The organism is Massilia timonae, assembly GCF_001866515.1.
Taxonomy (GTDB): domain Bacteria; phylum Pseudomonadota; class Gammaproteobacteria; order Burkholderiales; family Burkholderiaceae_D; genus Telluria; species Telluria timonae.
The window spans coordinates 4,988,846-5,006,775 of sequence record NZ_JRYB01000001.1 but is presented as its reverse complement, the minus strand read 5'-3'; the positions used below and the strand labels follow the sequence as shown (position 1 = coordinate 5,006,775).

The 17,930-nt window shown below is 68.0% G+C and carries 19 protein-coding genes; 8 read left to right on the top strand and 11 right to left on the bottom strand.

Annotated features, from left to right (window positions below):
* Positions 1 to 36 precede the first annotated feature (36 nt).
* Genes LO55_RS21215 through LO55_RS21200 form a run of 4 tightly spaced genes read right to left on the bottom strand, consistent with a single transcriptional unit; the run spans position 37 to position 1,823 of the window.
* A complete protein-coding gene (locus tag LO55_RS21215; RefSeq protein WP_005671190.1) occupies positions 37 to 255 on the bottom strand; it encodes a hypothetical protein in 219 nt (72 codons plus the stop codon).
* A 13-nt stretch (positions 256 to 268) separates the two neighbouring features.
* Positions 269 to 1,228 carry an alpha/beta fold hydrolase gene (locus LO55_RS21210; RefSeq protein ID WP_071363007.1) on the bottom strand — a complete coding sequence of 320 codons (960 nt, stop codon included), beginning with the start codon at positions 1,226 to 1,228 and terminating at the stop codon, positions 269 to 271.
* A complete protein-coding gene (locus tag LO55_RS21205) occupies positions 1,225 to 1,428 on the bottom strand; it encodes a helix-turn-helix transcriptional regulator (RefSeq protein WP_005671186.1) in 204 nt (67 codons plus the stop codon). The genes LO55_RS21210 and LO55_RS21205 overlap by 4 nt, the downstream gene beginning before the upstream one ends.
* Positions 1,425 to 1,823, bottom strand: a complete 399-nt coding sequence (locus LO55_RS21200) for a hypothetical protein (RefSeq protein ID WP_071363006.1) — start codon at positions 1,821 to 1,823, stop codon at positions 1,425 to 1,427. The genes LO55_RS21205 and LO55_RS21200 overlap by 4 nt, the downstream gene beginning before the upstream one ends.
* A gap of 137 nt (positions 1,824 to 1,960) precedes the next feature.
* Here LO55_RS21200 and LO55_RS21195 point away from each other — a divergent pair, with 137 nt between their 5' ends.
* The 5 genes from LO55_RS21195 to LO55_RS27105 all read left to right on the top strand — a co-directional run bounded on the left by LO55_RS21195 (position 1,961) and on the right by LO55_RS27105 (position 6,524).
* A complete protein-coding gene (locus LO55_RS21195) occupies positions 1,961 to 3,211 on the top strand; it encodes a TIGR03862 family flavoprotein (RefSeq protein ID WP_071363005.1) in 1,251 nt (416 codons plus the stop codon).
* Between the two features lie 114 nt (positions 3,212 to 3,325).
* Entirely contained in the window at positions 3,326 to 3,748 is a 423-nt protein-coding gene (locus LO55_RS21190; protein WP_071363004.1) for a YsnF/AvaK domain-containing protein, read from the top strand.
* 24 nt (positions 3,749 to 3,772) lie between these two features.
* Entirely contained in the window at positions 3,773 to 4,888 is a 1,116-nt protein-coding gene (locus LO55_RS21185) for a YsnF/AvaK domain-containing protein (protein ID WP_071363003.1), read from the top strand.
* Between the two features lie 70 nt (positions 4,889 to 4,958).
* A complete protein-coding gene (locus LO55_RS21180) occupies positions 4,959 to 6,140 on the top strand; it encodes a tetratricopeptide repeat protein (RefSeq protein ID WP_083415492.1) in 1,182 nt (393 codons plus the stop codon).
* Positions 6,141 to 6,320: 180 nt separating this feature from the next.
* Positions 6,321 to 6,524 carry a hypothetical protein gene (locus tag LO55_RS27105; RefSeq protein ID WP_229410205.1) on the top strand — a complete coding sequence of 68 codons (204 nt, stop codon included), beginning with the start codon at positions 6,321 to 6,323 and terminating at the stop codon, positions 6,522 to 6,524.
* A gap of 9 nt (positions 6,525 to 6,533) precedes the next feature.
* Here LO55_RS27105 and arfB read toward each other — a convergent pair whose 3' ends face one another.
* Positions 6,534 to 6,929 (bottom strand): alternative ribosome rescue aminoacyl-tRNA hydrolase ArfB, encoded by a 396-nt coding sequence (arfB, locus tag LO55_RS21170; RefSeq protein ID WP_071363000.1) that lies wholly within the window; start codon positions 6,927 to 6,929, stop codon positions 6,534 to 6,536.
* A gap of 86 nt (positions 6,930 to 7,015) precedes the next feature.
* Between arfB and LO55_RS21165 the strand changes: the two genes are divergently transcribed.
* Positions 7,016 to 8,233 carry a YeeE/YedE family protein gene (locus LO55_RS21165; RefSeq protein WP_071362999.1) on the top strand — a complete coding sequence of 406 codons (1,218 nt, stop codon included), beginning with the start codon at positions 7,016 to 7,018 and terminating at the stop codon, positions 8,231 to 8,233.
* A 217-nt stretch (positions 8,234 to 8,450) separates the two neighbouring features.
* Here LO55_RS21165 and LO55_RS21160 read toward each other — a convergent pair whose 3' ends face one another.
* The 6 genes from LO55_RS21160 to hpnC all read right to left on the bottom strand — a co-directional run bounded on the left by LO55_RS21160 (position 8,451) and on the right by hpnC (position 13,414).
* On the bottom strand, positions 8,451 to 9,245 hold the full coding sequence (locus LO55_RS21160; protein WP_229410204.1) for a head GIN domain-containing protein: 795 nt from the start codon (positions 9,243 to 9,245) through the stop codon (positions 8,451 to 8,453).
* A 19-nt stretch (positions 9,246 to 9,264) separates the two neighbouring features.
* Positions 9,265 to 10,062: a DUF1700 domain-containing protein gene (locus LO55_RS21155; protein WP_071363910.1), complete on the bottom strand. Its 798-nt coding sequence runs from the start codon at positions 10,060 to 10,062 to the stop codon at positions 9,265 to 9,267.
* A 17-nt stretch (positions 10,063 to 10,079) separates the two neighbouring features.
* Positions 10,080 to 10,229, bottom strand: coding sequence for a hypothetical protein (locus tag LO55_RS26750; protein WP_177185558.1), 150 nt, complete (start codon positions 10,227 to 10,229; stop codon positions 10,080 to 10,082).
* A gap of 31 nt (positions 10,230 to 10,260) precedes the next feature.
* Entirely contained in the window at positions 10,261 to 11,676 is a 1,416-nt protein-coding gene (gene hpnE, locus LO55_RS21150; protein ID WP_071362997.1) for a hydroxysqualene dehydroxylase HpnE, read from the bottom strand.
* Positions 11,663 to 12,496, bottom strand: a complete 834-nt coding sequence (hpnD, locus tag LO55_RS21145; RefSeq protein WP_071362996.1) for a presqualene diphosphate synthase HpnD — start codon at positions 12,494 to 12,496, stop codon at positions 11,663 to 11,665. Before hpnD ends, hpnE begins: the two co-directional genes overlap by 14 nt.
* A gap of 108 nt (positions 12,497 to 12,604) precedes the next feature.
* Complete coding sequence (gene hpnC, locus LO55_RS21140; RefSeq protein ID WP_071362995.1) at positions 12,605 to 13,414, bottom strand: squalene synthase HpnC; 810 nt, start codon at positions 13,412 to 13,414, stop codon at positions 12,605 to 12,607.
* A 142-nt stretch (positions 13,415 to 13,556) separates the two neighbouring features.
* On the opposite strand from hpnC, the gene LO55_RS21135 reads away from it, so the two are divergent.
* Both LO55_RS21135 and LO55_RS21130 read left to right on the top strand, forming a co-directional pair.
* Positions 13,557 to 14,696 (top strand): efflux RND transporter periplasmic adaptor subunit, encoded by a 1,140-nt coding sequence (locus LO55_RS21135; RefSeq protein WP_083415491.1) that lies wholly within the window; start codon positions 13,557 to 13,559, stop codon positions 14,694 to 14,696.
* Positions 14,693 to 17,782: an efflux RND transporter permease subunit gene (locus tag LO55_RS21130; protein WP_071362994.1), complete on the top strand. Its 3,090-nt coding sequence runs from the start codon at positions 14,693 to 14,695 to the stop codon at positions 17,780 to 17,782. The genes LO55_RS21135 and LO55_RS21130 overlap by 4 nt, the downstream gene beginning before the upstream one ends.
* Positions 17,783 to 17,930 lie beyond the last annotated feature (148 nt).

The window sequence follows — 17,930 nt, the reverse complement described above, 5'->3', positions numbered from 1 at the left end:
GGAACCGGCCTTGATCCATCGTGGAGAATGGTCGCGTCAGCGGGCCTTGTCGGTAATGGCCTGGCTGGCCGAGCGCCAGCGCGCGGCGACGAAGATGGCGGCCGCGGCCAGCGACCACAGCAGGGTCGGGCCCCAGGTGTGGGCCAGGCTGTCGCCGCGCATCAGGTCGATTGCGCACAGCAGCAGGAACATGGTGCCGGCGGCCAGCAGGTACTGGCCGATCCAGTGGAGGTATGACTGTGACCCAGGACGCATGGAATGACTCCTTTCAACGGCGGTCGAAATAACGGCGCAGGATGCCGGCCAGCGCCAGCGGCTGGTCGATCATCAGGAAGTGGCGCGACGGCGCGATCGGCACCACCTCGACCGAGGGAGTCCCATCGACCAGCATCCGGTAATGCTCGACCTTGTCGTTCACCGTCAGCGCATCCTGAGCCGCATCGTACTGGTAAAACGGCGCCACGACCAGCACCGGGGCGCTGATCTTCGACAGCCCCGGGCGCAGGTCGAGCGCCAGCAGGTCGGCCACGTAGGCGCCGACCGCCTCGCGGTCGCTGCGCAGCAGCAGCGGCGTGATGTCGTCGGCCTTGCCGATGTCGAGCACGCCCTGGCCGCGCATGTACTGGCGCTGTTCGGCGGTGTAGGCATCCGGTCGGCTGGCCGCCATGCGGTTGCGCACGTTGATCGCGGCCTGCGGGCGCTGCTGCGGCGGCATGTTCTCGGTGCCGGGGAAGACCGGCAGGCCGTCCAGCGCCACCACGCCGCCGATGCCGTTGCCGAGGTCCTGCGCCACGGCGTAGGCCAGCGTGCCGCCCAGGCTGTGGCCGACGATGACCGGCTTGTCCAGCTTGCGCTCGGCGATCAGGCCGCGCAGGGCGGCGCGCGCGCCTTCGAACGGCGCCCAGTCGGACGTCGCGCCCGGCGCCGGGCGGCCGTCGAAGCCGGGCAGGGTGACCACGTACAGTGTGAACTCGTCCTTGAACTGGCGGATCGTTTCCTGCCATACCCAGGGACCGCTGGCCAGGCCGGGGACCAGGATCACCGGCCGCCCGCGGCTGCCGTGGCGCTCGACCAGCAGGCCGCCGGATTCGAAGCGCTCGGCCGGTTCGATGGTGGCGGCGAAACGGTTGACGATTGGCGCGGCTGGAGGCGCGGCCTGCGCCTGGGCGATGGAAGCGGCGCTGGCAGCCAGTGCGGCGAGTGCGAACAACAGGGGAGCTTTCTTCATGCGGTCTCCTGATCGGGTGAAAAGATGGCTTCGACCGGCAGGCCGAACAACCGTGATATGGCGAAGGCGAGCGGCAGGCTGGGGTCGTAGCGCCCGGTCTCGATCGCGTTGATGCTCTGGCGCGAGACGTCGAGGCGTTCGGCCAGGTCGGCCTGGCTCCAGCCGTGTTCGGCGCGCAGCGCGCGGATGCGGTTCTTCATCGCTGGCGCAGCGCCCGCACCGCGCAGACCAGGACGGTGGCCACGCACAACACCACCCAGACCGCGAACATCGACAGGCGCGGATAGCCGGCGGTCTCGAGGAAGCCATAGCTGAAGGTGAGCCCGGCGGTGAGCGCGGCGGCCAGCGCGAACGATTCGAGCAGGTAGCGGCGCAGGTATTCGTCGACCCGGTCCAGGTGGCGCGCGATGGCCCATAGCATGAGGCAGAATCCCAGCATCGGCGACAGCAGGACCAGGGTGCGCGGCACGCCTTCTGCCATCGGCCGGCCGTAGAGGATCGACGCCACCAGCAGGATCGCATATACCGCGAAGGAGATGCCCAGCTCCCTCAGGTACGCCTTGCCGACCCGTCGTTCATGCGTGTTCGCTGTCATCGTCTCGCCCTCGCGTAGTAAAGGATGCTTTACATCGTAGGCGTGCCGTGGCCCTATGTCAAGCAACCTTTACATCCTCGCTGGCTGCCCGAACTCGACTACAATGCGGGTCCATCTTTTCCGTACCCCGCACCGTCATGACCCACTCTTCCCTTTCCTCCAAGCGTGTCGCCGTGATCGGCGGCGGCCCCGCCGGGCTGATGGCGGCCGAGGTGCTGGCGCGAGGCGGCGCGCAGGTCGACGTCTACGATGCGATGGCCAGCGTGGGCCGCAAGTTCCTGCTGGCGGGGAAGGGCGGCATGAACATCACGCATTCCGAACCCTATCCCGATTTCGTGCGGCGCTATGGGGCGCGCCAGGACGCGGTGGCGCGCTGGCTTGAAGGATTCGACGCCGACGCGGTGCGCGCCTGGATCCACGACCTGGGCATCGAGACCTTCGTCGGCACCTCGGGACGGGTCTTCCCGCGCGAGATGAAGGCGGCGCCGCTGCTGCGCGCCTGGCTGCACCGCCTGCGCGAGTCCGGCGTGCGCTTTCACATGCGCCATCGCTGGCTGGGCTGGCAGGATGGCCGGCTGCGCCTTGCCACGCCGGAAGGGGAGTTGCTGGTCGAGGCCGAGGCCACGATCCTGGCGCTGGGCGGCGCAAGCTGGGCGCGGCTCGGCTCGGACGGCGCCTGGCAGCCGCTGCTGGCCGAACGCGGGGTCGCGCTGTCCCCGCTGGCGCCCGCCAACTGTGGCTTCGACGTCGGCTGGAGCACGCATTTCAGCAGCCGCTACGCCGGCGCGCCGCTGCTCACGGTGGCCGCCGGTTGCGAGGACCAGGATGGCGCAATCGCCTGGCGCAAGGGCCAGTTCGTCATCACCGGGGGCGGCGTCGAGGGCAGCCTGGTGTACGCGCTGTCGGCGCCGCTGCGCGACCAGATCGCGCGCATCGGCGGCGCCACCCTGTGGCTCGACCTGGCCCCCGACCACGATGCCGGGCGGGTATTCGACGAGGTGACGCGCCCGCGCGGGTCGCGCTCGATGTCCAGCCACCTGCAAAGCCGGCTCGGCATCAAGGGCGTCAAGGCCGGGCTGTTGCACGAATGCCTGTCGCGCGAAGAATACGCCGACCCCGTTCGCCTGGCCGCCGGCATCAAGCGCCTGCCGGTCAAGCTGCTGCGGGCGCGCCCGATCGACGAGGCGATCAGCAGCGCGGGCGGCGTGCGCTTCGATGCGCTGGCGGATGACACCGCAATGCTGGCCGCGCTGCCAGGTACGTTCGTGGCGGGCGAGATGGTCGACTGGGAAGCGCCGACCGGCGGTTATCTGCTCACCGCCTGCTTCGCCAGCGGCCGCGCCGCAGGGCGCGATGCGCTGGCCTGGCTGGAGCGGGCCGGCGCCTGAGCGGGTAATTGAACGCCAACGTGAACGCCAACGTGAACGCCAACGGTGCGCATGCCGTTCGTGGATTGGCGTAGGCTGGGTCGTTCTTCTCGCAGCCTTGTCCAGGAGCGGAGCATGTCCAGCACGCCTATCGAGCCGAGCGAACAGGAGCCCGTGCGCATTCCTGTCGTCGAGGAGCAGCTCGCGGTCGGCACCCGCATGGTCGACACCGGCCGCGGCGTACGCATCCACAAGACCGTCACCGAACATCCCGTCGCCATCGACGAACGGCTGCTGCGCGAGGAGCTGCGCGTCGAACATGTCCCGGTGGACCGCATCGTCGGCGCCGACGAGGCGCCCGGTCACCGCCATGAAGGCGACACCCTGGTCATTCCCGTGCTCGAGGAAGTGCTGGTGGTCGAGCGCAAGGTCCGCATCAAGGAAGAACTGCACATCACCCGGGTCCGGCACGAGGAGCGTCACCTTGATACCGTTTCGCTCAAGGCGGAACGGGTCGAGGTCGAGCGCTTCGACGAGGCCGGCGATCCGGGCGCCTGAAGTCATCACCCAAGGAGGCTCATCATGCACCATACGCTAGTCGCGGTTTTCGACAACCGTACCGACGCGCAAAGCGCGTACGACCAGCTGCTGTCTTCCGGTTTCAGCCGCGAGAGCGTGCGGCTGTCCGAGGCCAATGCTGGCGGCGCCACCACCGCCGAAGGCATCGGCAGCAGCGTCAAGCACTTCTTCCAGGACCTGTTCGGCGACGAGGACAAGCACCACGCGAGCCGCTACGAAGGCGCGCTCGCGCGGGGCCAGCACGTGGTGACGCTCAGCGCCGAGACGTTGCCCGACGTCGAGCGCGCCGCCGACGTCGTCGAGGCCTTCGGGCCGGTCGACATCGACGAGCATTCGGATGGCGTCGGCACCGCCGGGGCATTGCTGACGGGCGCCGGGCCACGGCAAGGGGCGACGCCGGGTGCGGCGGCATCGAGCCAGTCGGCATCCGGCCAGTTGCAGGGCGCATCGGGCAGCGCCTCGCTGCAGCGCGACGTATCGACCAGCGCGGCCAGCGCGACCATCCCGGTGGTCGAAGAGCAGCTGCGGGTCGGCAAGCGCGAAGTCCAGCGCGGCGGCATGCGCATCTTCTCGCGCATCGTCGAGGTCCCGGTGCACGAAACCATCGGCCTGCGCGAGGAACACGTCGACGTCCAGCGGCGCAAGGTGGACCAGCCGATCAGCCCGAGCGACGCGGCGGCTTTCAAGGAGCAGACCATCGAGATGCGCGAGAGCGCCGAGGAAGCCGTGGTCGAGAAATCCGCCCGCATCACCGAGGAAGTCTCGATCGGCAAGCAGGTCAGCGAACGCCAGCAGCAGATCGACGACACGGTGCGCCACACCGAGGTCGACGTCGAGCGGCTTGGCGCGGGCATGTCCGACGACGAGCGCTACTATCGCGAGCATTTCAAGCTCACCTATGGCGCCAGCGGCGGGGCGTACGACGACTATGCGCCGGCCTATCTCTACGGTTCGCAGGTGGCGGGCAGCGGCAGGTACACGGGCCGTCAATGGGACGAGATCGAGCCCGAGCTGCGTACCGACTGGGAAGCGCGCCCGGGCGGCGCCTCGACCTGGGAAAAGATGAAGTCGGCCGTACGACACGGGTGGGACCGCATGACGGGCAAATACGACGCATGAGCCGTGACATTCGGTGAATAACGGGAGGCGGGCGGCGCGGTAACATGGGTATTTTGTCGCCTGGCCGCCCATGACATCCCTCCGTGCATTGCTATTGCCTGCGCTGCTGGCGTTCTTCACCACCGCGGCGTCGGCCGCCATGCAATGCGGCGAGCCATGCCATACCCTGGTGCGCGACGCCCACGTGCTCGAGGGGCAGGGCAAATACCAGGAAGCGCTGGACAAGTACAAGGCCGCCCAGCAGGCCGACCCCAACGCCTCGCTGCCGGTGTCGCTGCAGGCCGGCCTGATGCTCAAACTGTCCAGCGTGGCCCCGAAGGACAAGGCGGCGCAGGTGCGCCAGACGGCGCGCGCCCTGGCCGAGCGCGCGACCACGCTCGCCGCCGACGATCCGATCGCGCACGAGGTCTTGCGCATGCTGGACGACGACGGCCCGTCGCCCCTGCACACGCCGAATCCGCGCGCCGCGAAGCTGCTGGCCGAAGGCTCGGCCCTGTTCGCGCAGCGCAAACCCAAGGAAGCCCTGCTCAAGTACGAAGCGGCGATGGAGGCAGACCCGAAGACGTCGAGCGCCTGGGTGGGCGCCGCGGACTGTTACTTCATGCAGGGGGACTGGCCGCGCGCCGAGGCGCTGTTCCGGCGCGCCACCGAGATCGAACCGCAAAATGCGCAGGCGTGGCGCTTCCTGTCCGACGCCTTGCTGGCGCAGGGCCAGCGCACCCAGGCCGAATCAGCCCTGTATGCGTCGATCGCGGCCGATCCGTCGCAACGTCCGAGCTGGGGCAAGTTGGCCAGGCTGCGCGCCGCCGCCGGCCTGCCATTGAAGCCGCTGGCGTTCAGGCGTGGCGTGCGCGTGGCGCAGGAGGCGGACGGCAAGTTCATGATCCATATCGACGAGTCGGCCGCCGGCCAGGCCGACACCCCGAACTACGCGATGCGGCTGCTGCTCGGCATGAGCGAATCCAACCAGCGCCAGTCGGAGAGCGCCGCCGAAAAATCGCCGTACGAGATCGAACTGGGCGCGTGGCGCACCGCCCTGAAGGTGATGGACGAGACCAAGGCGCTCGGCGACCAGCGCGTGACCGACCCCGCCTTGCTGCAGATGCAGGCGCTGGCGAAGGATGGGCAGCTGGAGCCGGCGATCCTGCTGCTGATGTTCCGCCAGTCGTATCGGCCGGCGCTGAACGCATGGCTGGCCGCCAATCCAGGCGGCGTCAAAGGGTTCATCGACCGCTACGGCCTGCAGCCTTGATCGATTGGCAGGAAGCGAACGGCCGCGCATGTCGCCTTTGGGTATAGTGCGGCCATGCCTTCACCTGACAAACATCCGACTACGCCCGACGGAAGGTACTTCGTCGTCTCGGGCCGCTTGTGGCGAGCCAGCAATCCCGGCCTTGCGCCGGACGAGCGCCAACAGCTGGTCGACCAGCTCATGAAGGCTCGCCGGGACGTCGGCGCCGCCCTGAAGGCGCGCGATGGCAATGCCGAGCGGGCCGCGCGCCAGGCGGTCGACGCAGCCAAGCGCGCCCTGGGAGAGCGTGGGCCGGTATGGTGGACCGATGGCGCGCCGGATCTCAATCGGCGGATGGTGGCGAATACGCCTTACGCAGCGTGGTTCGCGTCGCTCCAGGCCTGAAGGCGAAGATCAGTCGCTGACCTTGCCGCGCAAGGCCTTGGTCTGGCTGCTGCGCGCCTTGGCGTCCAGGCGCCGCAATTGCGACCCACGCGTCGGCCGGGTCGGGCGGCGCGTCAGCGGCACGACCGCGGCCTTGTCGACCAGCTCCTGCAGGCGGCGCAGGGCGTCCTCCTTGTTCTGTTCCAGGCTGCGCGACTGCTGCGCCTTGAGCACCAGCACGCCTTCCTGCGTGATGCGCGCGTCGCTCGTGGCAAGCAGGCGATCCTTGACGTGTTGCGGCAGCGACGAGGCGCCGATGTCGAACCGCGCATGCACGGCGCACGAGACCTTGTTGACGTTCTGGCCTCCCGGACCCTGGGCCCGGATTGCGCTGAACTCGACTTCGAGAGGATTGATAACGGCCATGGCGTCATTGTAAACCGGCCGGCGGCCTGCAAACAAAGTGAAGATATTAGAGAATAGAGGGTTCCGTCTCAACTTCTTCGTCACTCATGACCAATTCTGCATCCTTGTCCGGCGCACGACGCGCCGACATCAACCTGCGGCCCTTCGGCGTCGCATTCCTGCTCATCGTGCTTGGCGCCTGGTACCTGACGCAGGTCGTCGGTCCGCGCCAGGCCGCGCTCTACATCGTCGGCGCGCTGCTCGGCGTCGCCCTGTACCACGCGGCCTTCGGCTTCACCTCGGCCTGGCGCGTGTTCATCGCCGACGGCCGCGGCGAGGGCCTGCGCGCGCAAATGCTGATGCTGGCCGTCGGCGTCGTGCTGTTCTTCCCGGCGCTCGCCGGCGGCACGCTGTTCGGCAACCCGGTCACCGGTCTGGTGCAGCCGGCCGGCACGTCCGTCATCGTCGGCGCCTTCATCTTCGGCATCGGCATGCAGCTGGGCGGCGGTTGCGCCTCGGGCACGCTGTACACGGTCGGCGGCGGCAGCACGCGCATGATCGTCACGCTGTTGTTCTTCATCGTCGGCTCGCTGATCGGCACCGCCCACATGCCGTTCTGGACCGCGATGCCGCAACTGCCGCCGCTGTCGGCGGTGAAGGAGCTGGGCCTGGGCCCGGCGCTGGCGCTGAACCTGCTCGTGTTCGCCCTGATCGCGGCCGTCACGGTCGTGGTCGAGAAGCGTCGTCACGGCCGGCTGGTCGCGACGCAGTCGCAGCCGACCGGCGGCGCGCGCTGGCTGCGCGGTCCGTGGCCGCTGGTGGCCGGCGCGCTGGCGCTGGTGGTGCTCAACTTCGCCACCCTGGCCCTGTCGGGCCGTCCGTGGGGCGTGACCTCGGCGTTCGCGCTGTGGGGCGCCAAGGCGGCAGCCCTTGCTGGCATCGACGTCGCCAGCTGGACCTACTGGTCGAGCGGCGCCAACGCCGCCGCGCTGGCCGCGCCGGTGTGGAAGGATGTGACTTCGGTGATGGACATCGGCATCGTGCTCGGCGCGATGCTGGCGGCGGCGCTGGCCGGCCGCTATGCGCCGGTGTGGAAGCTGCCACTGCGTTCGCTGGTCGCGGCGGTGGTCGGCGGCCTGCTGCTCGGCTACGGCGCGCGCCTGGCCTACGGCTGCAATATCGGCGCCTATTTCAGCGGCATCATCTCGGGCAGCCTGCATGGCTGGCTGTGGCTGGTGGTCGCGTTCATCGGGAACGTGGTCGGCACGCGCTTGCGGCCGTTGTTCGGGCTCGAAGTGGAGCGGGTGAAGCTGGGCGGTTGCTGATCGGTCTTGTCCGTCCCTCCCGCCGCCGCGCGCAAGTGTCCGGAATAATTTCGGGAACTTGAAACAAGCCACTTCATAGGGCAAACCACGTCGTTCCCGCGCAGGCGGGAACCCAAGTGTGCGCAGCCGCCAGCGCAAAAGCTCGCCTGCGCGGGAACGACGTTTTCACGCTGACTTCGGAAGGCGCTTCGGCTTAACTCCAGGGTAGTCCAGCCGGCTAATCGTGGTAGCTGACGCTCCCGCTACCCGCCCGGCTGATGCTGCGCTCACCCGGATTTCCATATACCTCGACATCGCCGCTGCCACTGAGCGACACCTTCACCTTGCTGCGCGCCTGCACCGCACTGTCGCCCGAGCCGCTCTGGCTCACCGTGACCTCCTCGGCGCGCAGGTGCTCGGCGTCGAGGTGACCCGAGCCGGTGGTGCTGGCGTCGAGCTCGCGCGCGGTGCCGACCACGGTGATCCGGCCCGATCCCATCAGGCGTGTCTCGACCCGGTCCATGGCGGCGCCGCCATTCACGTCGAGGTCGCCGCTGCCGGTCAGGCCCACCTTGGCGGTGCGAAAACGCCCGTTGAAGCGCACGCTGCCCGATCCATTCAACTGCACCTCGATCTCGTCGCCCGAGAAGCCGTTGATGCTGCTGTCGCCGCTGCCGTCGATCCGGACCGAACGCAAGGCCGGCAGGGTCAGGTCGACCACCAGCGGTTCGCGGTGGCGCAGCACCATGCCGCGAATGCCGATGCGCAGCACGTTGCCGTCGCCCGTCACCTCGACATTGCCCAGCATGCGCTGCTCGCCGCTCACTTGCAGCGCAGGCGTGGCGCCGTAGCGCAAATTCAGGTCGATCGGGCCGTCGAGTTCGACGACCTCGACGCCGGAAGGCACGCTGCGCGTGTCCTGCGACACAGCGCGGCGCTCCGTGATGCTGGTGGTGCCGTTGGCGCGCAGCATGCTGTAGCTCAGCGCCACCAGCACGGCGGCCAGCAGCAGCAGGGCGAGTCCGACTTTCATCAAGGCGCGCATGGTGTCCTTATCCCTTCAGCAGCGACAGGTTCATGTTCACGTAGCGGCGGATGCCCAGCAGCGTGTATTTGGTGAGCACGATCGACAGCAGGAACAGCGCGATGCCGCCCAGGATCAGCGCGCAGCCGAAGGCCACTTGCGTGCTGCGCGAGCCGGGATCCATCTCGGTCGTGATCTGGATCTTGCGCTCCGCCACCGCCTCGGCCCCGCGCATGAAGCGCGAGTTGCGGTCGTCGCGCTCGGTGCGCGTCTCGGGGGTGTCCTCATCGAGAGCAGGCGCCGGTTCGTCGAACACATGGATGCCGTTGGCGCCGATCGTGACCCGGGTCTGCGACTCGACCGGCTCGCCATCGTCGCTGATCACCATGCGGGTCAGCGGGGCGCTCAGGATCAGCTCGTTCGAGCCGGCCAGTCCGCTGGCGGTCACGGCGATGCCCGAGACGTAGACGCCGAAGGCGGACAGGTAGAGCGACATCAGGAGCGACGCGAACACCGCGGCCGGGATCAGCATGAATAGATTAAAAATCAACAGGCCGATGCCCGAGACGACGGTGCGCGCGACATTGCCAGATGGTTTCTTGTCCTTGTTGCCATCCTTGAGGTCGGCCAGGTGGGCGCTGGTGCGCAGGGTGACCGCGACCTGGCGCGGATCGCCCAGCTCGGCCGCCACTTCGTGTTCCGGCCGGCCGGCGGCGCTGCCGTCGACGAAACGCTGCTCGTACCAGGCCAGGGTCCTGGCCTGGGTTTCCGGCGGCAGGCCCATCAGGGCCCGCTTGAGCGCGTCGAGGTATTCCAGCTTGCCCATGTCGTTGCGGCGCTCCGTCAATGGTGGCCGAGGGCCGGGATCGAGCCGATCGCCAGGACGGTTGCATGCGCCGAGCCGCCGATCAGTTCGGGCTTGACCAGCACCAGGGTGCTCAGCGCCACGATGGCAAGGATGGCAACGGCGTGCAGGCCGAGACGGGGTTTCATAGTCATTTCCATAAGAAAGGTTTTGATGCTGCTACCTTACGGAATCGCCTGATGCGGCGCCATGGGTGTGCGACAGGCTGCGCTTTTCGCGGGGCAGGGCGCCGTAGGCACGGATGGCCGTCGCCGCCGCCTGGCCGCTGCGCACCGCCGTTTCCAGGGTGGCCGGGTAGTCGCTGGCCGTGTAGTCGCCGGCCAGCACCAGACCGGGCAGGGCGGTGGTGTTGCCTGGCCGCACTAGTCCGGGTGTGCAGCTGAAGGTCGCGCGTTTCTCAGTGATCAGCTGGGTCCAGGTCGGATTCGCCAGTTCCGGCCGTCCGAAATCCTGGGCCAGTTGAGAGGCGATGGCGGCTGCCAGCTGCTCGCGCGGCAGGTTCGCCGCGTCGCCGGCGGCGCTCACCACCACCGCCAGCAGGCCGTCCTGGGCCGCATCCAGCTGGGCGCGGTCGAACACGAACTGGCCCCAGCGGTGTGCCGCAGGGTCGTCCAGCAGCGCGTAGAACGGCAGCGCGAGCCGGGTGCCCGGCGCGTATTGCAGGTAGCAGGTGGCGATCGGTTCGTGGGTGAAGGCTTCCAGCTGGCCGGCCACCCCGGCGGCTTCGGTGAGCCCCGCCAGCAGCGCGGCGCTCACCGGCGCCGGTGTGGCCAGCACCACCGCGTCGAAGCGCTCGGCCGGCAGGTCGCCGCCGGGCTCCACCAGCCAGCCGTCGCCCTCGCGCTTGATGCCCGCGACCTTCACGCCCAGGCGCACAGAATGACCTCGACCCTGGCGTTCGAGCCAGGCGCCGGCCGGTTCCGGGAACAGCGCCCCCATCGCCAAGCGCGGCAGCAGCATGTCGGAGGCCGCGCGCCGGCTGGCGCCCAGGCTGTCGCGCAGCACCGCCAGGAACACATTGGCCGAGGCGCGCTCGGGCGGCGTGTTCAGCGCCGCGATGCACAGCGGGCGCCACATCAAGCGTGTCAGTCGTTCGGTCTGGTCGAAACGCTCGAGCAGTTCGAGCACCGTGCAGTCGTCGTTCAGCTGCCAGCCCATCCAGCGCCCGGCGCTGTTGAAGCGGGCCAGGGCCAGCTTGTCGGCGCGCTCGAGGCCCTTGGCGCGCAGCAGGGCGAACGCCAGGTGCAGCGGCGCCGGCAGGCGCGGCGCGGCGAAGTCCATGCCGTCGCCCCCCGCGGGATAGCGCATCTGGACCGGCAGGCGCAGGAATGCGGTCTTTTCGTCGACGCCCACCTGTTTCATCAGGCGCAGCGATGCGCGGTAGGCGCCCAGCAGGATGTGCTGGCCATTGTCCAGTTCCACGCCGCGCACTTCGACGCCGCGCGCGCGCCCGCCCAGGCTGCGGGCAGCCTCGTACAAGGTCACCTGGCAGCCCTGGCGCGCCAGCTCGACCGCCGCCGCGCAGCCGGCCCAGCCGCCGCCGGCAACCGCAACCCGCATGCTAGGTGCGGACATAGGTCTTCCACGCCAGCCACAGTTTGCGCAGCGGCGTGAGCGAGATGCGCTGGTTGAGCACGTGGAAACCGTCGCGCTGGATCTCGTCCAGCAGGGTGCGGTAGATGGCGGCCATCATCAGGCCGGGACGCTGGGCGCGCCGGTCTTCCTTCGGCAGCAGGGCCAGGGCCTCGTCGTAGATGGCTTGCGCGCGCTCGGCCTGGAAGCGCATCAGCGCCTCGAACTTGTCGCTGTGCTGCAGCTTGAGCAGGTCGTTGGCGGTGACGCCGAACTGCTGCAGGTCGTTGACCGGCAGGTAGATGCGGCCCTTGCGCGCATCGTCGCCGACGTCGCGGATGATGTTCGTCAGCTGGAACGCCAGGCCGAGCTTTTCGGCATACGCCAGGGTCTGCGGATTGGTGTAGCCGAAGATGCTGGCCGACAGGATGCCTACCACGCCCGCCACGTGCCAGCAATAGCGCTGCAGGCCCGGATAGTCGAGGTAGCGGCTCTGGTCGAGGTCCATCTCCATGCCGTCGACGATGGCCAGCAGGTGTTTTTCTTCCAGGTGATAGGTGGCGACGTGCGGCTGCAGGGCCAGCATCACCGGGTGGGTCGGGGTGCCCGAATACATCTTCGAGACCTCGGTGCGCCACCAGGCCAGCTTGATGCGCGCCACCGAGCCGTCGGTGGCCTCGTCGACGGTGTCGTCGACTTCGCGGCAGAAGGCGTACAGCGCCGTGATCGCGCGCCGGCGCTCGGGCGGAAGGAACAGGAAGCTGTAGTAGAAACTGGAGCCGCTCTGGACGGTCTTTTGCTGGCAGTATTCGTCTGGAGACATGAAATCGTCGTGAAATGCTGGTCGGGGCGCGGCCGGACCGGGGCCCGGCGCGCTGTCAATCCGCTATCTTATCCGATGAGCGTGAAATCGGGGTTGCCCGAAGGGTTATTACATACGTAATGCGCCCCAGCCGACCATGAACCAGTCGGGCGCCGACAGCACCGGACGGCGCCGGAACACGTCGTAGCCGGCCTGTTCGATGCGGTCGAGGATGCGCAGGCCGCCCTGGATCACCATCCGCAGCTCCCAGCCGATCCGGCCCGGCAGGCGCTTGGCCAGCGGGGCGCCGGACAGCATCAGTGCGCGGGTGCGCTCGACCTCGAAGCGCATCAGGGCCTGGAACGGCGCGTCGACCGTGCCGGCGCGCAGCGCCGCCTCGTTCACCTTGAAGCGCGCCAGGTCCTCCAGCGGAAGATAAATGCGGCCCTTCTCGAGGTCGATCGCCACGTCCTGCAAGAAGTTCGTCAGCTGCAGCGCGCTGCAGATGGCGTCGGCGTCGCGCACGTTATGGGCGTCGTCGGCGCCGTACAGCGCCAGCATCAGGCGTCCGACCGGATCGGCCGAGCGGCGGCAGTAATCGAGCAGGCTGGCATAGTCGGCATAGCGCTGGGTGACGACGTCCTGCTTGAAGGCCGACAGCAGGTCGCGCATCGGGTCCAGCGGCAGGCGATACTGGGCGACGACGCCGGCCAGGCGGGCGAACATCGGATGCGACGACGTCGCGCCGACATCGATCAGGTCCAATTCACGTTCGTAGGCTTCAAGGGCGGCCAGCCGCTCATCCGGCGTGGCATGGCCTTCGTCGGCCAGGTCGTCGGCGCTGCGCGCGAAGGCATAGATCGCCTCGACCGCAGGCACCAGGCGGCGCGGCAGCAGGATCGAGGCGACAGGAAAGTTTTCGTAGTGGTCTACGGCCATTTTGGACGGATGACTCTAAAGTCATCTGATTTATCTATTTGCATGATTATAATTGCTGGAATACAAACTGGCGCTCATGTACCCCTCATGCGCAGCCAGCTCCGGCCCGAGACGCCGCAAGATCAGCCAAAGGATTGCCACTGTGTTTTCCCGATTTTCTTCTTCCGCCCTGCGCGCGGCCGTGCTGGCGCCGCTTGCCGCCGCCGCGCTCCTCGCCTGTTCCAAACCCGCCCCGCCGCCCGAAGACGTGCGTCCGGTGCGCGTGACCACCCTGGCCGTCGATAGCGCGGGAGAGCGCCTGGAGTTCTCCGGCGACGTGCGCCCGCGCTACGAGTCGCAGCTCGGTTTCCGGGTCGGCGGCAAGATCGTCGAGCGCAAGGTGGACGTCGGCGCCACCGTCAAGCGCGGCGACGTGCTGATGCGGCTCGACCCACAAGACCTGCGCCTGGCCGAAACCCAGGCCAGGGCCACCCTGCGCGCGGCCGAGACCGAGCGCGATCTGGCGCGCGCCGACTACAAGCGCCACGTCGACCTGCGCGCACAGAATTTCGTCAGCCAGGCCGTGCTCGACACCAAGCAAAGCGCCCTGAAGGCGGCCCAGGCCAATGTCGACGCCGCCCGCGCCGGCCTGCGCGGCCAGGCCAACCAGTCCAACTATACGAGCCTGACGGCCGACGCCGACGGCGTGGTGACCGCCATCGAGGCCGAAGTGGGCCAGGTGGTGCAACCGGGCAGCCCGGTGGTGCGCGTGGCGCGCACGGTCGAGAAGGAAGTGGTGATCGGCATCCCCGAAGACAAGGTCGGTCAGCTGCGCGCTGCCAGCGACGTCACCGTGCGCCTGTGGGCCAACGAGGCCGTGGCGATCCCCGGCAAGATCCGCGAGGTGTCGCCGGTGGCCGATCCGGCCACCCGTACCTATACGGTGAAAGTGGCGCTTCCCGAGAGCGCCGAAGTACGGCTGGGCATGACCGCGACGGTCGAACTGGCGACAAGCGGCAATGGCGCGGCTGGCCTGCGCCTGCCCTTGACCGCGCTGGTGCAGCAGAAGGGCGCCAGCGCCGTCTGGATCGTCGAGAACGGCGCCGTCAAGCTGGTGCCGGTGCAGGTGGTCGGACAGGTGCGCAATGACGTGCTGGTCTCGGGCCAGGTCGCCGCCGGCCAGAAAGTCGTCACCGCCGGCGTCAACCTGCTGAAGAATGGCCAGAAGGTGCGCATCCTCACCGCCGACGTCTCGCGCCGCGCGGACACCGAAGCGCTCGTATCCGGCGAGGGCCGCAAATGAAGGGCTTCAACCTGTCGCGCTGGGCGCTGGAGCACATTCCGCTCACGCGTTTCCTGATCGCCGCCTGCATGCTGTTCGGGATCCTCAGTTACTTCGAGCTGGGCCAGGACGAGGATCCGCCCTTCACCTTCCGGGCGATGGTGGTGCGCGCCGTGTGGCCGGGCGCCACCGCGCTGCAGATGGCCGAGCAGGTGACCGACCCGCTGGAACGCAAGCTCCAGGAGACGCCCTATATCCACACCATCCGCAGCTTTTCCAAGCCGGGCGAAACCACCATCATCCTCGAGCTGCGCGAATCGACGCCGCCGTCCGAAACCTCGCCGGCCTGGTACCAGGTGCGCAAGAAGATCGGCGACATCGCGGGCACCCTGCCGCAGGGCGTGATCGGACCGTTCTTCAACGATGAATTCGGCGACACCTACGGCTCCATCTTCGCGCTGTCGGGCGACGGCTTCACCTACGCCGAGATGCGCGACTATGCCGACTTCGTGCGCCAGCAGCTGCTGCGCGTGCCGCTGGTGGCCAAGGTCGAGCAGTTCGGGGTGCAGGACGAGAAAGTGTATATCGAATTCTCGAGCAAGAAGTTCGCCCAGCTGGGCGTGCCGTTCGAGCAGATCGTCAACCAGATCGCGACCCAGAACGAGATCGAAGCCAGTGGCGTGCTGGTGACGCCGAGCGACAACCTGCAGGTGCGGGTGACGGGCGCGCTGCGCACGCTGGGCCAGATCGAGGACCTGCAATTGCGCGCCGGCGGCACCACCTTCCGCCTGGGCGACTTCGCCACCGTCAAGCGCGGCTACCAGGATCCGCCGGCGGAGAAGATGCGCTTCAACGGCAAGGAAGTGATCGGCCTGGGCGTGTCGATGCAAAAGGGCGGCAATATCATCACCATGGGCGAAGGCTTGAGCGAGACGGTCGCGCGCATCCGCTCCCAGCTCCCGGTCGGCATCGAGCTCGAACGGGTGGCCGACCAGCCGCAGGCGGTGACGGCCTCGGTCGGCGAGTTCGTCAAGGTGCTGATCGAGGCGGTGGTGATCGTGCTGATCGTGTCCTTCCTGGCCCTGGGCCTGCATACCAAGCCGAAGTGGCGCGTGGACGTGTATCCGGGCCTGGTGGTGGCGCTGTCGATCCCGCTGGTGCTGGCGATCACCTTCCTGTTCATGCGCATGCTGGACATTTCGCTGCACAAGATTTCGCTGGGCGCCCTGATCATCGCGCTCGGCCTGCTGGTGGACGACGCCATCATCGCGGTGGAGATGATGGTGCGCAAGATGGAAGAGGGTCTGTCCCGCTTCGAGGCGGCCACCTTCGCCTACACCTCGACCGCGATGCCGATGCTGACCGGCACCCTGATCACGGCGGCGGGCTTCCTGCCGATCGGCCTGGCCGAATCGGCCGCGGGAGAGTACACGTTCACGATGTTCTCGGTGAACGGGCTGGCGCTGCTGATCTCGTGGGTCGTGGCTGTCACGTTTACTCCTTATATCGGCTTCCTGCTGCTGAAGGTCAAGCCGCATGCCGCCGGCGAGGGCGGTCATCACGACGTGTTCGATACGCCCGGCTACCAGCGCTTCCGGCGCCTGGTGAACCGCTGCGTCGAGTGGAGGAAAACCACGATCGCGCTGAGCCTGGGCGTGTTCGCGCTGGGCGTGTTCGGCTTTAATTTCATCGAGAAGCAGTTCTTCCCGGATTCGAGCCGCCCCGAGCTGATGGTGGAAATGTGGTCGCCCGAAGGCACCAGCTTCGCCGCCAACGAAGCCGTCGTAAAGCGCTTCGAGGCCTTCCTGGCCAAGCAGGAGGGGGTGCAGAGCGTGACGAGCTACGTCGGCACCGGCAGCCCGCGCTTCTACCTGCCGCTGGACCAGATCTTCCCGCAGTCGAACGTGTCCCAGCTGGTGGTGCTCCCGGTCGATACAGAGGCGCGCGAGCGCCTGCGCATGGAGATCATCGAGGTGTTCGAGACCGACTTCCCGGAGGTGCGTGGCCGCGTGAAACTGCTGCCGAACGGGCCGCCGGTGCCGTACCCGGTGCAGTTCCAGGTGCTGGGCCCGGACATCGGCGTGGTGCGCACCATCGCCGACGGGGTCAAGGACGTGATGGCCGCTAATCCGAACACGCTGGGCGTGAACGACAACTGGAACGAATCGGTCAAGGTGCTGCGCCTGGACCTCGACCAGGACAAGCTGCGCGCGCTGGGCGTGACCTCGCAACAGGTGCGGCGCGTGGTGCAGACCACCTTGAGCGGCACCCCGATCGGCCAGTTCCGCGAATCGAACCGCCTGATCGACATGGTGGTGCGCCAGCCGCTGGAAGAGCGTTCGACCATCACGCGCCTGCAGGAAGCCCTGGTGCCGACCGCCGGCGGACGCGCCGTCACCATCAGCCAGGTCGCGCGGGTGCAGTTCGTGTGGGAGCCGGGCGTGGTCTGGCGCGAAGGCCGCGAGTGGGCGATCATGGTGCAGTCCGACGTGGTGGAGGGCATCCAGGGGCCGACCGTGACCGACCAGGTCGATGCCAAGCTCGCCGATATCCGGTCTAAGTTGCCGGCCGGCTACCGCGTGACGGTGGAGGGCGCCGCGGCCGACAGCTCCGAGGCGGAGGCCTCGATCATGGCCAATGTGCCGCTGGTGCTGTTCATCACCTTTACCTTGCTGATGCTGCAGCTGCACAGCTTCTCGCGTTCGCTGCTGGTGTTCCTCACCGGTCCGCTGGGCGTGGCGGGTGCGGCGATGGCGCTCCTGATCCTGGATCGGCCGTTCGGCTTCGTCGCCAATCTTGGCGTGATCGCGCTGTTCGGGATGATCATCCGCAACTCGGTGATCCTGGTCGACCAGATCGAGCATGACATCGCCAATGGCAGCCATCCATGGGATGCGATCGTGGAATCGGCGGTGCGGCGTTGCCGGCCGATCCTGTTGACGGCCGCCGCCGCGGCGCTGGCCATGATCCCGCTGTCGAGGTCGACGTTCTGGGGACCGATGGCGGTGGCGATCATGGGCGGCCTGATCGTGGCGACTGCGTTGACCTTGCTGTTCTTGCCGGCCTTGTATGCGACGTGGTTCCGCGTCAAGAAGCCGGAGTCGTGATTGGCGTGGGCGGGGCAGGGTGGACGGGGCAGGGTGGGCGGGTTCGCCGTCCACGCGTCCGATATACGGATGAGCTGCAAGATTCCTTGCGCGATACCCCGCACTCCTAAAAATGATGCCCAATAGTGTCAGAAATTCCAGTAAAATA